This window comes from Spongiactinospora gelatinilytica (assembly GCF_003236385.1).
Classification (GTDB): domain Bacteria; phylum Actinomycetota; class Actinomycetes; order Streptosporangiales; family Streptosporangiaceae; genus Spongiactinospora; species Spongiactinospora gelatinilytica.
This window is the reverse complement of sequence record NZ_POUA01000210.1, coordinates 1-13,248: the sequence shown is the minus strand read 5'-3', so window position 1 is coordinate 13,248 and position 13,248 is coordinate 1. Positions and strand designations below refer to the sequence as shown.

The following is a 13,248-nucleotide window of genomic DNA, read 5'->3' as shown; positions in this document are numbered from 1 at the left end:
CCGTACGGGGGTGCTGGTGCCGCCGGGGGACGTGGCGGCGTTCGCCGCCGCGCTGGCGGACCTGATGGGGTCGGCGGGCGAGCGGCGGCGGCTGGGTGCCGCCGCCCGCGCCCACGCGGAGTCCTTCCGGCTGGACCAGGTGCTCGACGGGTGGGAGGCGCTGCTCGCGCACCTCGCCCGTTGACGCAAAGCCCGTGCCGGCCCCCGGCGTTCCCCCAAAATCGCGCCGGGGACAAGGACGTCTACTTGGCGGCCAGCTCCGGCGAGCCGGTGCGCTGCCGGGGCAGTCCGGCCAGGGCGAGCTGCCCGGTGGTGAGCTGCGCGCCGATCGGGTTCGGCTCGCGCATCCGGACGAACCGGTCGAAGGTCTTCTTCTTCATCCGGGACAGCTTGCGCCGCGCGGCCACCCGCTCGTAGGCGGCGAGCCGTCCCATCGACGCCTTCTCCGCCCCGGACAGCTCATATCCGTAGGCGGTGAGGCGGTCGGCCAGCACCGTCTCGCACAGCGAGATCTCCCACGGCTCCAGCCGGTGCCGCCAGCTTCCCGAACGCGAGGTGGTGACCTCGCCGTGGGTGCGCGAGTGCCACGTCTTGCGCTCCGGCACCGCCACGTCGGCGATCAGGTGCGGCCGGCACATCGCGGGGTCGAAGTCCTCTCCGACGAACTCGCACACGCCCGCGAGCTCGGTCGCCGGGTCCTCGATGAGGTGTTCGTACTGGAGCTCGTAGTAGCTGCCCTCGGGCATCCGGTGCGCGCCGTGCCGGGCGAAGTCGATGGCCTCGGCCCAGCCGGACATCGCGCTGTAGACGTTGCCCTTGTACCAGGGCATCTCCTTCAGCGAGGCCACGCAGTCGCGGCCGTCCCTGATCAGGTGGACGAACTGCGCGTCGGGAAAGAGGCGCAGCAGCACCTCGATGTTCTGGAAGTAGGACGGCCGCTTGTCGCCCCACCGGGGCTTGCCGAACCGGCCGGCGTAGGCGCGCAGCACGATGCCGAGCGCGGAGCCGAGCGTGCCGGGGCCGTCCACGATCTGCCTGGTCACCTCCTCGCCGTCGAGCCCGAGCTCGTAGAAGCGGGTCTGGCGGCGGCTGACGACCCAGTGGGCGAGCTTGCGCCGCCGGTCGGGGTCGCGCAGGTCGCCGAAGGTGAGTCTGCGGTGGTAGGCGGCCATCATGAACCGCGTCTCCGGCGGGATCGCGATGTTGGCGTGCGAGTGCATCATGAGCTGGAGCATCGTGGTGCCCGAGCGCGGGCAGCCGATGATGAAGATCGGCCGGTCCGGCCGGGCGGGCTGTGGCTGCATCGAAGTGAATCCCCCGTGTGAAGAACTGTTGAACCTGGATCGGTTCAGCCGAGCGGCGTGCCGACCCGGCGTTGTTCGCGGGCCGCCCGCCGTTCGGCCTTCTCGGCCTTGACGGCCAGGCGGCGCATCGTCCGTTTGAAGTCGCGGGTGGACATCCAGAGCTTGTAGACCAGGGCGCTCTCGAAGAGCATCAGCAGGCCCCCGGCCACCGCCACCACGTACGGCACCGCCCCCGGCCCGAGCAGCGGCCCCACGACGAACACCGCCATCTGGTACTCGATCCCGCTGAACAGGTGGGTGCGGATGCGGCGGGCGAGGAGCATGTCCCTGGCCCGGAGGTACCTGGGGAACCGGGACCGGAAGCCGGACTGCAGCCCCTCCTTGGCCCGTTGCCGCAGTTCGACGCCGTACTCCTCGTGCTCTTCCGGCTCCTCCCCCGGCCTTTCCGCCGGCTCCTCCCCCGGCTTTTCCGCCGAGGCGGACTCTCCGGCGGCGGCCATGGCCGCGACCAGGCGTTCCCGCATCGCCCTGCGGACCTTGGCCATGTGCGGCCCGTTGAGGTACCGGAACAGGTCGAAGGCGATGATCACCGCCGCCAGGTAGGCGGCCTCGACCCTGCCGGTCTGCCGGTAGAGGCCGTACGACAGCGCGAACGAGCACATCACCAGGCGGACCTGGTCCAGGCTGAAGTCCAGCCAGAGCCCGAACGTCGTGCCGTTGCCCTTCAGCCGGGCCAGCTTGCCGTCCACGCAGTCGGCGATGAACCCCAGGTGGAAGAACAGCGCGCCGAGGGCCAGGAACCCCCATTCCCCCACGCTGAAGCAGAGCGCGGCACAGACGCCGAGCACGAACGCCAGCCCGGTCACCTGGTTCGGCGTGATCGACGTACGGCCCGCCGCCCAGCGCACCAGACGGCAGGCGATCGGATCCACCAACAACACGGTCCACCAGGCGTCGCGTGCCTTGCATGCGGCACGCACATCCGCGAGCGAGTACGTCGTCATGACAGACAGCATGATGAGATCGGGCGTTGCGTCACTGGAGCCTAGCCACCTCGGGAAACTGTCCTGGCCGAGTCTTTACCGGCCTCTTGGGCAGCACCCCCCGCTTCAAGGCGGACTCTCCGGATACGGCACGGACCCGCCGGACGGCTCTCCTCCACCGCCAAGGGCGCGTCCGGGTCGCCGTCCCTGGCCATCAGGCGGACCTTGCGGACCCGCCCGCGCCGCCGCAGGCCGCCGGGCACGACGACCTCGACGTGCAGCCGCCAGGGACCCTCGCCGTCGGCCAGCGCGGCCGGGTTCACCTCGGCGGAGAACCGCCCGCCGGGTTCGGTGGCGTAGTCGATCGGGATCTGGGCCTTGGTGCCGATCTCCACCAGCCACAGCCGCAGGTCGGTGCGGGAGTTCTCGACGGGGGTGATGTAGGCGAACCCGTCCAGGCGCAGCCGGCCGTCGCGGTATTCGACGCGTTCGACGCGTGCCCGCAGCGCGATCTCCTCGGTCACGTCGAAGACGTCGGGCGGCAGTTTGCGGGTGCGGTCGCCGAAGTAGGGGTAGGCGGCGTACCAGCGGTGGCTCCTTCGGCCCCGGCGCACGACGTGGGCCTGGGCGGTGCGGCCCTCGTGGCGGGCCCGGCGTACCTCGGCGAGTTCGTCCACCATCCGCCGGCGCAGCAGGTGCAGTTCCAGCCGGCGTACGGCGGGCAGCTCCCGCACCGCCTCCTCGCGCAGACCGCCGGCGAACGGCGCGGCCAGGTCCAGCAGCCGGGCCCGCGCGTCGGGGTCCTCGGCGGCGGTGACGGCGGCGGCGACGATGCCGAGGTCCCAGGTGGCGATCATGCCGTCCAGCGCGGGGCGCAGGCCGGGCGCGTGCTCGTCCAGGAACTCCTGGACGGCGTGCAGCGCGGCGACGCGCTGGGCGACGTTGGCCGGCTCCGAGCGGCGCTGGGTGATCGAACCACCGCCCAGCTCGCGCTCCCGCCACAGGTAGACGACGTCGGGCAGCAGGTCCACCCGGGAGGCGTGGACGTGCGCCGCGATGGCCACGGGCGCGTCCTCGTACAGCCCGGCGGAGAACGCCAGGCCGTGCTCGGTCCAGAACGAGCGGCGGTAGACCTTGTTCCAGACGGTACGGTCCCGCATCAAGCCCTGATATCTGGTGATGTGGGTACGCTGCCGGATACGCCGGAACAATCGGGCGTGCAACGGTGAGGGCGCCTCGCCCTCCGGGGTGATCCGCCGCACGCCCCCGCACGCGATGTCCGAGCCGGTGGCCTCCAGGCTGTCCACCAGCGCCCGGTAGGCGTCCGGGGGCACGACGTCGTCGGCGTCGGCGAAGGCCAGGTACCTGCCGGTGGCCAGGCCGATGCCGAGGTTTCGCGCCGGGCCCGGCCCCTGGTTGGCGCAGCGGACGAGGGTGAACCGGGAATCCCTGGCCGCGTATCCCTTGGCGATCGCGTCGCATCCGTCGAGCGAGCCGTCGTCCACCATGACGACCTCGATGGAGGTCAGGCTCTGGGCCGCCAGGGACGCCAGGCACTCCTCAAGATAGTCCGCCACGTCGTGGAACGGCACGATGACACTGAGCAATGGTTCCATGGCTGCCACGATGCCGTCGGCTGCCGTTGGTCGCCGCGCTCACTACCGGGCGCTGACCTCTACTTTGCGCAAGCCTTTGCCGGTCGTCACCGACCGTTCTCGCTACGCTCTGTCATAGATCCGTTGCGAAAGGTGAGCGATCATGTTGAGAGCGGCCGAGGAGCGCGACCTGGAGACCGTGCGCCGGTGGCGCAACCACCCGCTGGTGCGGGAGGCCAGCTTCACCACCCACGAGATCCTGCCCGCCGAGCACGCCCGCTGGTGGGCCGGGGTGCGCGACGACCCGACCCGCCGGGTGCTGATCTACGGCGACGACCCGCCGAGGGGGGTGGTGACCTTCAGCGGGCTGGGCGGGTTCGACCGTTCGGCGAGCTGGGGGTTCTACCTGGACCTCGCGGGCCTGGAGCAGGACGGCGGGCTGCTGCGCGCGTGGGTGGGGATCGAGCGGGCGGCCCTCGGCCACGCCTTCGGCGTGCTCGGCCTGCTCATCCTGCACGGCGAGGTGCTGGCCGCCAACGCGGCGGTACGCGAGCTGCACCGGAGGTTCGGCTTCACCGAGACCTCCGTCTACCACCGCGAGATCGACGGCGTGTCCCGCGAGGTCGTCGCGATCCGCCTGGACCGGGAGGACGCGCGATGAAGATGGCCGGCCGGCCGATCGACGCCGAGCACCCGCCGTTCGTGGTGGCGGAGATGTCCGGCAACCACAACGGCGACCTGGACCGCGCGCTGGCCATCGTGGACGCGGTGGCCGAGGCGGGGGCGCACGCCGTGAAGCTCCAGACCTACCGCCCCGACACCATCACCGTCGACTGCGACCTGCCCGCCTTCCGCATCGGCGAGGGGCACGAGCTGTGGGGCGGGCAGACCCTCTACCGGCTCTATGAGGGCGCGCACACGCCGTGGGAGTGGCACGAGCCGATCTTCCGGCGGGCCAGGGAACGCGGGCTGATCGCGTTCTCCTCGCCCTTCGACGCCACGGCGGTGGATCTGCTGGAGTCGCTGGACACGGCGGCCTACAAGATCGCCTCATCGGAGATCGTCGATCTGCCGCTGATCGAGCGGTGCGCGGCCACCGGCCGGCCGCTGATCATCTCGACCGGCATGGCGAGCGCGGGCGAGATCGACGCGGCGGTGACGGCGGCGCGCGGCGCGGGCTGCGCCGAGCCCGCCGTACTCGGCTGCACGGCCTCCTACCCGGCCCCGCCCGAGCACAGCGACCTGCGCGCGCTGCCGCTGCTGCGCGACCTGACCGGGGCGGTGGTCGGGCTGTCGGACCACACGCCGGGCATCGGCGCGGCGGTGGCGGCGGTGGCGCTCGGGGCGTGCCTGATCGAAAAGCACGTCACGCTGTCGCGGTCCGACGGCGGGGTGGACGCGGCGTTCTCGCTGGAGCCGGGCGAGCTGGCCGCGCTGGTGGCCGAGAGCGAGCGGGCCTGGCGGGCGCTCGGCCGGGCGCGCATCGGGCCGCGGCCCAGCGAGCGGGAGGGGCTGCGCTTCCGGCGTTCGCTGTACGTGGTGGCCGACGTGAGCGCGGGCGAGCCGGTCACCGACCGAAACGTGCGGTCCATCCGCCCGGCGGGCGGCCTGCCCCCGCACGCGATCCCGCTGGTGATCGGCCGCACGTTCACCCGCGACGCCCCCGCGGGCACCCCCCTGACCTGGGACCTCGTGTGAGCGGTCAGCGGATGCGGGCGAGGGCGTCGGCGACGCGTTCGCGGCCGAGGCCGTCCACGACGCGCCGGCCACGCCTGGCGTACCGGGCGCGCCTGGCGGGCTCGGCCAGCAGCTCGCGCAGCGCGGGCACCGCCGAGTACGGGTCGTTGCCCGCGCCGAGGCCCGCGGCCAGGCCGCGTTTGGTGACCCCGTGGTAGCCGAGCAACTGGTTGTCGCGCACCCAGGTGAGCGCGGTGGGCACGCCCAGGTAGAGCAGCTCCCACACGGTCGTGCCGGCCGCGGTGATGACCAGGTCGGCCTGCGCCATCAGCCGGGGCAGCTCGTCGGTCGGCGGCAGCACCGAGATCGGCAGGCCGGGCGGCGGCACGACCGTCTCCGGGGCGATCACCGTGGCCGAGAACGGCACGCCGGTCGCGGCCAGCGCGTCCAGCCAGCCCATCGTCACGCCGGTGGCGTCGGTGCCGCCGAAGAAGCACAGCACGTGCGGGATGCCCCCGGCGGGCACCGACCGGTGTCTGCGCACCTCATCGCGCAGCAGCACGTATCGGGTGCCGGCCAGCACGGGCAGCCCGGCGTGCCGGTCTTCCGCGCCGAGGTTCTGGTCGAGGTAGAGGTCGGCGGACTGCCCCCGGGTGTCGCCGTCGATGATCGCCAGCACCGGGATGCCCGCCCGGCGCAGCGCCATCCCGGTCTCCGGGGCGAGGTCGTAGGAGTCGAGCACGACCGCGTCGAGATCGAGGCACGCGGCCTGCGAGCCCAGGGCCTCCGCTCCCGGCCTGGCCGGGAGCAGCGGCAGGCCGCGGCGTTCGAGCTGGGCGGCGGCCCAGGGCAGGCCGCCCACATCGCCGAGGAACAGCACTTCGGTGCCGCGGGCCGACAGCTCCTCGGCCAGCGCCACGCAGCGCACCAGGTGCCCGACGCCGACCCCCGGGCCGGCGTCGCAGCGCACGCCCACCCGCCCGTTCACGCCTCCTGCAACGCCTTCTGCCGCACATGGGCGTTGATCCGGGCGATCTCCGGCCGGTCGCGCAGCCAGCGCACCAGCGCGCCGACCGGCGTCGGGGTGTCGCCGGTGTGCCCGGCGACCGCCTCGATGAGCCGCCAGTCGTCCTCGGTGTCGAGGGTGACCCGCAGGTCGGCGGCCGGCGGCGGGTAGCTCAGGCCGAGCACCTTGAAGCGCTCGGGGTGGGTGTAGACGTAGGAGGTGACGTGCGCGCGGTGGTGGCCTTCGGCAAGTTCGTCGGCCGCCTCGAACGCGGCGCGCCCGACGATCTCCACGTCGGTGCCGCGCGGCAGCGTGCCGCACAGGCCGGTGCCGAGGTAGTCGAGCCCGGGCACCGCCCGGTAGACACGCGCGGCCTCGGCGATCAGGCCCGGGTCGAGCAGCGGGCAGTCGGCGGTGAACCTCATCACCGCCCCGGCCGGCCGCCGTTCGCGCAACACGCCCGCGAACCTGCCGAGGACGTCATCGACGGGCCCGCGGTGGCAGGGCGCGCCGAGCCGCGCGCACTCCGCCGCCACGGCGTCGTCGGCGGGCTCGGTCGTGGTGGCCACCACGAGGTCGTCGAGGACGCCCGACGAGCGCGCCGCCCTGACCACCCAACCGAGCACCGACCGCCCGGAAAGCTCCCGCAGGACCTTGCCGGGGAGCCGGGTGGACCCCATACGAGCTTGGACGATCCCGATAATACGCACCGTTGCCCCATTCCCCCGTGTGACAGTGAGTGCCTATCCGGTCGCGCTATGCTACCGGCTCGACCGGACCAGAGCATCCGGCTGTCCGCAAAACAGGGGCTGCAAAACACGGGCTTCAGAACACGGGGGAAGCAAGACGTGAGCGTTCTGACGGGATCATCGATCCTGATCACAGGGGGGACAGGCTCGTTCGGCAAGGAGTTCATCCGCTACGCCCTGGCCCGCCTCGCGCCCCGCCGCCTGGTGGTCTTCTCCAGGGACGAGCTGAAACAGTACGAGGCCCGTCAGCGGTTCGGCGACGACGAGCGGCTGCGCTGGTTCATCGGCGACGTGCGCGACCGGGATCGGCTGCTGCGCGCCATGCACGGCATCGACCACGTGGTCCACGCCGCCGCGCTCAAGCAGGTCGACACGGCCGAGTACAACCCGTTCGAGTACGTCCGCACCAACGTGGGCGGCTCCCAGAACGTCGTGGAGGCCGCGATCGACGCGGGGGTGCGCAAGGTCGTGTCGCTGTCCACCGACAAGGCGTCCAGCCCGATCAACCTCTACGGCGCGACCAAGCTGGTCGCCGACAAGCTGTTCGTCTCGGCCAACCACTACGCCGCCGGGCACCCCACGCGATTCGCCGTGGTCCGTTACGGCAACGTGGTCGGCAGCCGGGGTTCGGTCGTGCCGTTCTTCCAGCGGCTGGCCAGGGAGGGCGGCAGCATCCCGCTCACCGACAAGCGGATGACCCGGTTCTGGATCACCCTGCCGCAGGCGGTGCGGTTCGTCGTGGAGTCCTTCGACATGATGCAGGGCGGCGAGCTGTACGTGCCCCGCATCCCCAGCATGCGGCTCACCGACCTGGCCGAGGCGCTGGCCCCGGACAGCCCGACCTACGAGATCGGCATCCGGCCGGGCGAGAAGCTGCACGAGGAGATGATCGCCCCCGACGACGGCCGCCGCACGCTGCGCCTGGCCGACCGCTACGTGGTGCTGCCGACCATCGCGACCTGGGGATACGTGCCGCCGCAGGCGGGCGAGACGCTGCCGGAGGGCTTTTCCTACCGCTCCGACGGCAACGACCAATGGCTGACGGTCGCCCAGTTGCGCGAGATGGTCGCGGCGGGGTCGTGATGCTCCCCTACGGCAGGCAGTCCATCGACGGCGACGACGTACGGGCCGTCTGCGAGGTGCTGAACGGCGACTGGCTGACCACCGGGCCGCAGGTGGCCGCGTTCGAGGCCGAGCTGGCCCGGTGGACCGGCGGGGTGCCGTGCGTGAGCGTCACCTCCGGTACGGCGGCGCTGCACACCGCCTACGTCGCGGCCGGGCTCGGGCCTGGCGATGAGGTGGTGACCTCGCCGCTGACGTTCGTGGCCACCTCCGCCATCGCGACCCTCCTCGGGGCCGAGGTGGTGTTCGCCGACGTCGAACCGGACACCGCGAACCTCGACCCGGCCGCCGCGCACGCCGCGACGACCGCCCGGACCAAGGTCGTCACCGCGGTCGACTACGCCGGCCACCCGGCCGACTACGACGCCCTGCGCAAGGTCACCGACGCGGCGGGGGCGCTGCTGGTGGCCGACGCGGCTCACGCGATCGGCTCGCGCTACCGCGACCGCCCGGTGGGGTCGCTGGCCGACCTCACCACGTTCTCGTTCTTCCCGACCAAGACGGTGACGACGGCCGAGGGCGGCGCGGTGGCCGCCACCGACCCGCGCAGGCTGGAGGCCGCCGCCCGGTTCCGCAACCACGGGCTGGTGCGTGACCGGGCGCTGCTGCGCCACCCCGACGAGGGCGGCTGGCACCAGGAGGTCGTGACGTTCGGGCTCAACTACCGGCTGCCCGACGTGCTGTGCGCGCTCGGGGTGAACCAGCTTCGCCGGCTGCCGGCCTTCCGGGCGCGCCGCGCCGCTCTGGCGGCCCGGTACGACGCCGCGCTCGGCGGGCTGGACGGGCTGGCGATCCCGGCGCGCCGGGCGTACGCCGACCCGGCCTGGCACCTCTACCCGGTGCGGGTGCGCGGCGGGCGCAGGCGCGAGGTGTACGACCGGATGCGCGCGGCGGGCATCGGCGTGCAGGTCAACTACATCCCGGCCTACTGGCACCCGGCCTACGAAGACCTCGGCTACCGGCGCGGGATGTGCCCGCACGCCGAGGCGTACTACGCTGAGCAGCTCTCGCTGCCGCTGTATCCCGGCCTGACCGACGCCGACCAGGACCGCGTGCTGGCGGAGCTGCTGGCGATCCTAACGTGACCTGCGCCGCCGCAGCCTGCGGCGCAGCGGCTTGGGCAGCAGCATCCGCAGCAGCCTGCGGTGCAGCGGCCGGCGCCGCTTGCGCCGCGCCTTGCCGGTGTTCCAGCGCGGGGCCACCGGCCCCGGGTCGGCGGGCTCGGCGGGCAGCGGGAGGGTCTGCTCCCGCTCCTCCTCCTCGGCGGGCTCGGGCACCTGCTCGGGCTCGGGCCTGCGGTCCAGGTGGACCACGGTACGGCCGGCCACCTGCTCGGCGTGCGAGGCCCACTCGTCGGCGCGGCCCCCCAGCCAGCGGGTCAGCTCCTCCTGCACCGCCCCGGCGTCCCCCCAGGTGCCGTAGAACTTCTGCGGGGTCAGGCAGATCGGCCGCAGGCCGTGGGCGGTGACGGCCTCCCAGACGGCGGCGGCGATACCGGGCGCGCCCTCGAAGCGGTAGTCGTCCACCGCCACGATGCCCTCGGGCAGCAACAGCTTGCGGGCCGCGGCGAGATCGTCACGGACGTCCTCGTACGCGCGGGAGGCGGCCAGGTGGGCGAACCTGCACGAGTCGGGCTCGACGTGGTCCAGGATAACGGCGGCCGGTCCCTGCACGATCTCCGGCAGCCGATGGTGGAAGGCCAGGTAGTTGGCCTCGAATCCGTCGCGCAGCGCTTCCGGCTCGAACGGGTCGCACACCACGAACCGCTCCTCCTCGCGGCGGTGGCGGCCGATCAGGATGGCGCTGCGGCCCTGGCCCGCGCCCAGCTCCACCAGGTGGCCGGGGGTGAAGAAGCGGCCCTGGTAGCCGAGCAGCCAGTCGAAGACGCGCATGTCGGTCTCGGTGAGCCGACCGGGTACGTTTTCCAGCGTCCAGGGCGCCGCGGGCAGTGCGGTCATCGCTGATCGATCCTTTCTCTGAGAACAAGGTTGCAGTTGCCGGACCGCGTCACCACGAACCGGCGGCGGTCGGCCTCCCCCTCGACGTGCTCGGCGGAGTCGAAGGCGAGCGGCACGGTCCGGGCGTCGCGGTGGCGCAGCGCGAACCGCCAGGCCGGGCCCGCGCCGATGCCGGTCAGCGGGATGTCGGCGGTGAACCGGCACATCCCGGCCCGCACCCGGCCCACCTCGGCGGGGAAGGCGACCTCCTTGCCGCCCGTGGCGTCGTCCTGGGGCAGCAGGGCGACCTCGGCGCGCGGCGGCACGTCCGCGCGGACCCAGCCGGAGATGGTCAGCCCGGCCCTGCCGGGGACGCAGCGGGTCACCGCCGCCCCGGCGCAGCGGACGCGCAGCCGCAGGCGGCGGTGGTTGCCGACGCACGGGATGATCCACAGGCCCGCGCCGAGCCGCAGCGGGCCCTTGCCGAAGACCGGGTCGGAGGCGGGGGCGGTGAGCCCGGCGGACAGGGTCAGGCCGTGGCCCTCAAGTTCGGCGCGGATCTGCCAGGCGCCCTCGGCCTTGAGGCCGTCGGCGAGCGGCAGGGCGCGGCCGAGGTCCAGGTCGAAGCCGATCCCCTCGGCGTCGGCGGTGATGCCCGCGGCCTCGGCGTACTCCCGCGCGCCGGGCGCGAGCCGCCATTGCCCGAGCGGTACGGCCCGCCCGTCGCGCCCGCCCTGGCGCAGCGCCAGCTTCAGCCTGGCCCCCGCCAGGTCGTCGAGCGCCGCGCCGGGCAGCCAGATCCGGCCGTGGGCGCGCAGCCCGCCCGCCTGGAAGGACAGCCGTTCCACGCTGCCGCGCAGCCGAAGCTCACCGGTGACGTCGTGGGTGTCGGCGGGCAACCGGCGGTCGCCGCGCAGCGGGTAGTCGGCGTACCAGCGGCGGCGGGTCATCCCGCCCGGCCGTACCCGGACCTCTGTGGCCGCCTCCCGCTCCGCGAAGGCGAGCGCCGAGCGGAGCTCGGGGATCATCCTGCGGTGCAGCAGCCGCAGCCGCAGCCGGGTCAGCGCGGGCACGGCCCGCCAGGTGGTCTCGTCCACGCCGTCCAGGTAGCCGCAGGCCAGGTCGAGCAGCCGGTCCCGGTCGGGCCCGGTGAGCAGGGCGGCGGCCTCGGCGGCGACCAGCAGGTCGATCTCCATGGACTCGGCGTCCAGCGGCGGCTTCAGCTCAGGCGCGTGCTCGGCGAGGAACGTGGCGGTCTCGGCGACCGACAGCAGTCGGTCGCGGACGTTGTCCGGTTCCAGGCGGCGCTGCGTGATCGAGCCGCCGCCGTCCTCGCGTTCGCGCCAGTGGTAGACGGGCTCGGCGTGTACGTCCACCCGGCCGGCGAGCACATGCGCGGGGATCATCACGGGCTGGTCCTCGTACATCCTGGCCGGGAACGACAGCCCGCGGGCGTCCCAGAACGCGCGGCGGAAGACCTTGTTCCAGGCCATCCGGTCGCGGACCAGCCCGGGGTGCTCGGTGATGTGCGTGCGCGGCAGGGTCCGGGCGAACGCCTCGCGGTGCGCCCAGGACTGCGTCAGCCGGCCGTCCTTGAGCCGCCGCACGTTGCCGCAGGCCAGGTCGGAGCCGGTGCGTTCCAGTGAGCCGACGAGCAGGTCGTAGGCGCCGGGCGGCACCACGTCGTCGCTGTCGGCGAAGGCCAGGTAGCGGCCGGTGGCGGCGGCCGCCCCCGTGTCGCGGGCCGGGCCGAGCCCGGCGTTGGGCCGGGTCAGCATCCGAAACCGCGGGTCGCGGGCCGCCCAGGCGGCGGCCACCCCGGCGCTGCCGTCGGCGGAGCCGTCGTCCACGCAGATCACCTCCAGGTCGGTGAGGGTCTGCGCGGCGATCGAGGCCAGGCAGGCGTCGATGTACTTCTCGACGTTGTAGAACGGGACGACGACGGACAAGAGCGGCACGTCGATACTCCTCCTCAGCCTCGCCTCACCAGGCGGGCACCGGTTCGCAGCGGCCAGGTGACGCCTCGGACGGCGCGGTGCGCGAAGGTCTTGCGCAGGGCGGCCACCTTCTTCCTGGTCCTGCGCAGCTTGCGGCGCATCCGGCGCAGTTCGCGCTCGCGGCCGGTCAGCTTGACCTCCAGCCGGTCGATCCTGGCCTGCGCGGCGGTCAGCGTCTCGCGCATCCGCTCGCGGGCGGCCAGCACCTCCCGGTAGGTCTCGGGCGGGCCGCCGGACGGGCCGCCGGTGCCGAGTGTGCGGGCGATGTCGGCGTCCAGCGCCCTGGCCTCGGCCAGGTCTTCGGCGTCGTACGGCAGGGCGCACAGCGCGAGCAGGGTGCCGGTGAGCCGTTCGGCGTCGAGGTCCCAGGGCCAGGGGTGATGGTGGCCGCCGGACAGCAGCCCGTCGGCGAACCGCCACACCAGCCGGGTCAACGCCACCGGGACCGGCACCGGGCCGGCCAGCGACCAGCTCGGGTCGATCCGGTGGACGCGGTCGCCGTCCCAGGTCAGGTCGTCGGTGGTGACGAAGGCCAGGTCGCCGGGGAGCATGCCGTGCTCGGCGCGCGCGGCCAGCTCCCCGGTCACGGCGCGCAGCGTCCGGCGTACCTGCTTGACGTCGTCAAAGGCACAGGCCGCGCGCAGCACCTCGGTCAACGGGCTCCCCGGCGGCAACGGCCCGTCCAGCGCGGCGGGATCACGCCGCACCCGCTCCAGCCCGACCGCCGCGTCCGCCGGCAACCCCCGCCGCCACCAGATGCCGAGGTCCGGGTCATGGGTCAGCTCACAGACCCTGATCCACGGCTCCTCGCACACCGTGTCCTCCACCAGCACGGCGGGCGCGGGCTCAAGGCCCCCGGTGGGTCCGGGGGTTTCGGG

At 73.4% G+C, this 13,248-nt stretch carries 12 protein-coding genes and 1 pseudogene; 5 read left to right on the top strand and 8 right to left on the bottom strand.

Going from position 1 to position 13,248, the window contains the following annotated elements; translation table 11 throughout:
• Positions 1-184, top strand: a pseudogene (locus C1I98_RS23960) (glycosyltransferase); the annotation flags it as partial.
• A 58-nt stretch (positions 185-242) separates the two neighbouring features.
• On the opposite strand, the gene C1I98_RS23955 reads toward C1I98_RS23960, so the two are convergent.
• Genes C1I98_RS23955 through C1I98_RS23945 form a run of 3 tightly spaced genes read right to left on the bottom strand, consistent with a single transcriptional unit; the run spans position 243 to position 3,903 of the window.
• On the bottom strand, positions 243-1,304 hold the full coding sequence (locus C1I98_RS23955; protein ID WP_111169678.1) for a sulfotransferase family protein: 1,062 nt from the start codon (positions 1,302-1,304) through the stop codon (positions 243-245).
• Positions 1,305-1,348: 44 nt separating this feature from the next.
• Positions 1,349-2,308 carry a CDP-alcohol phosphatidyltransferase family protein gene (locus tag C1I98_RS23950; protein ID WP_199537160.1) on the bottom strand — a complete coding sequence of 320 codons (960 nt, stop codon included), beginning with the start codon at positions 2,306-2,308 and terminating at the stop codon, positions 1,349-1,351.
• A 41-nt stretch (positions 2,309-2,349) separates the two neighbouring features.
• Entirely contained in the window at positions 2,350-3,903 is a 1,554-nt protein-coding gene (locus C1I98_RS23945; RefSeq protein ID WP_111169676.1) for a glycosyltransferase family 2 protein, read from the bottom strand.
• 142 nt (positions 3,904-4,045) lie between these two features.
• Between C1I98_RS23945 and C1I98_RS23940 the strand changes: the two genes are divergently transcribed.
• Positions 4,046-4,543: a GNAT family N-acetyltransferase gene (locus C1I98_RS23940; RefSeq protein WP_111169675.1), complete on the top strand. Its 498-nt coding sequence runs from the start codon at positions 4,046-4,048 to the stop codon at positions 4,541-4,543.
• A complete protein-coding gene (pseI, locus tag C1I98_RS23935; protein WP_111169674.1) occupies positions 4,540-5,580 on the top strand; it encodes a pseudaminic acid synthase in 1,041 nt (346 codons plus the stop codon). Before C1I98_RS23940 ends, pseI begins: the two co-directional genes overlap by 4 nt.
• A gap of 4 nt (positions 5,581-5,584) precedes the next feature.
• Here pseI and C1I98_RS23930 read toward each other — a convergent pair whose 3' ends face one another.
• Positions 5,585-6,547 carry a PseG/SpsG family protein gene (locus C1I98_RS23930; RefSeq protein WP_111169673.1) on the bottom strand — a complete coding sequence of 321 codons (963 nt, stop codon included), beginning with the start codon at positions 6,545-6,547 and terminating at the stop codon, positions 5,585-5,587.
• Positions 6,544-7,275 carry a cytidylyltransferase domain-containing protein gene (locus C1I98_RS23925; RefSeq protein WP_111169672.1) on the bottom strand — a complete coding sequence of 244 codons (732 nt, stop codon included), beginning with the start codon at positions 7,273-7,275 and terminating at the stop codon, positions 6,544-6,546. Before C1I98_RS23925 ends, C1I98_RS23930 begins: the two co-directional genes overlap by 4 nt.
• Positions 7,276-7,413: 138 nt before the next feature.
• Between C1I98_RS23925 and pseB the strand changes: the two genes are divergently transcribed.
• Together pseB and C1I98_RS23915 are read left to right on the top strand one after the other, a co-directional pair.
• On the top strand, positions 7,414-8,397 hold the full coding sequence (gene pseB, locus C1I98_RS23920) for a UDP-N-acetylglucosamine 4,6-dehydratase (inverting) (protein WP_111169671.1): 984 nt from the start codon (positions 7,414-7,416) through the stop codon (positions 8,395-8,397).
• Positions 8,397-9,521, top strand: coding sequence for an aminotransferase class I/II-fold pyridoxal phosphate-dependent enzyme (locus tag C1I98_RS23915; protein ID WP_111169679.1), 1,125 nt, complete (start codon positions 8,397-8,399; stop codon positions 9,519-9,521). Before pseB ends, C1I98_RS23915 begins: the two co-directional genes overlap by 1 nt.
• Here the strand turns inward: C1I98_RS23915 and C1I98_RS23910 are convergent.
• The 3 genes from C1I98_RS23910 to C1I98_RS41660 all read right to left on the bottom strand — a co-directional run.
• A complete protein-coding gene (locus C1I98_RS23910; protein ID WP_111169670.1) occupies positions 9,513-10,394 on the bottom strand; it encodes a class I SAM-dependent methyltransferase in 882 nt (293 codons plus the stop codon). The genes C1I98_RS23915 and C1I98_RS23910 overlap by 9 nt on opposite strands.
• Positions 10,391-12,331: a glycosyltransferase family 2 protein gene (locus C1I98_RS23905; RefSeq protein ID WP_146607591.1), complete on the bottom strand. Its 1,941-nt coding sequence runs from the start codon at positions 12,329-12,331 to the stop codon at positions 10,391-10,393. The genes C1I98_RS23910 and C1I98_RS23905 overlap by 4 nt, the downstream gene beginning before the upstream one ends.
• Before the next feature lie 14 nt (positions 12,332-12,345).
• A partial coding sequence (locus tag C1I98_RS41660; RefSeq protein ID WP_199537158.1) for a hypothetical protein occupies positions 12,346-13,248 on the bottom strand: 903 nt, incomplete at its 5' end.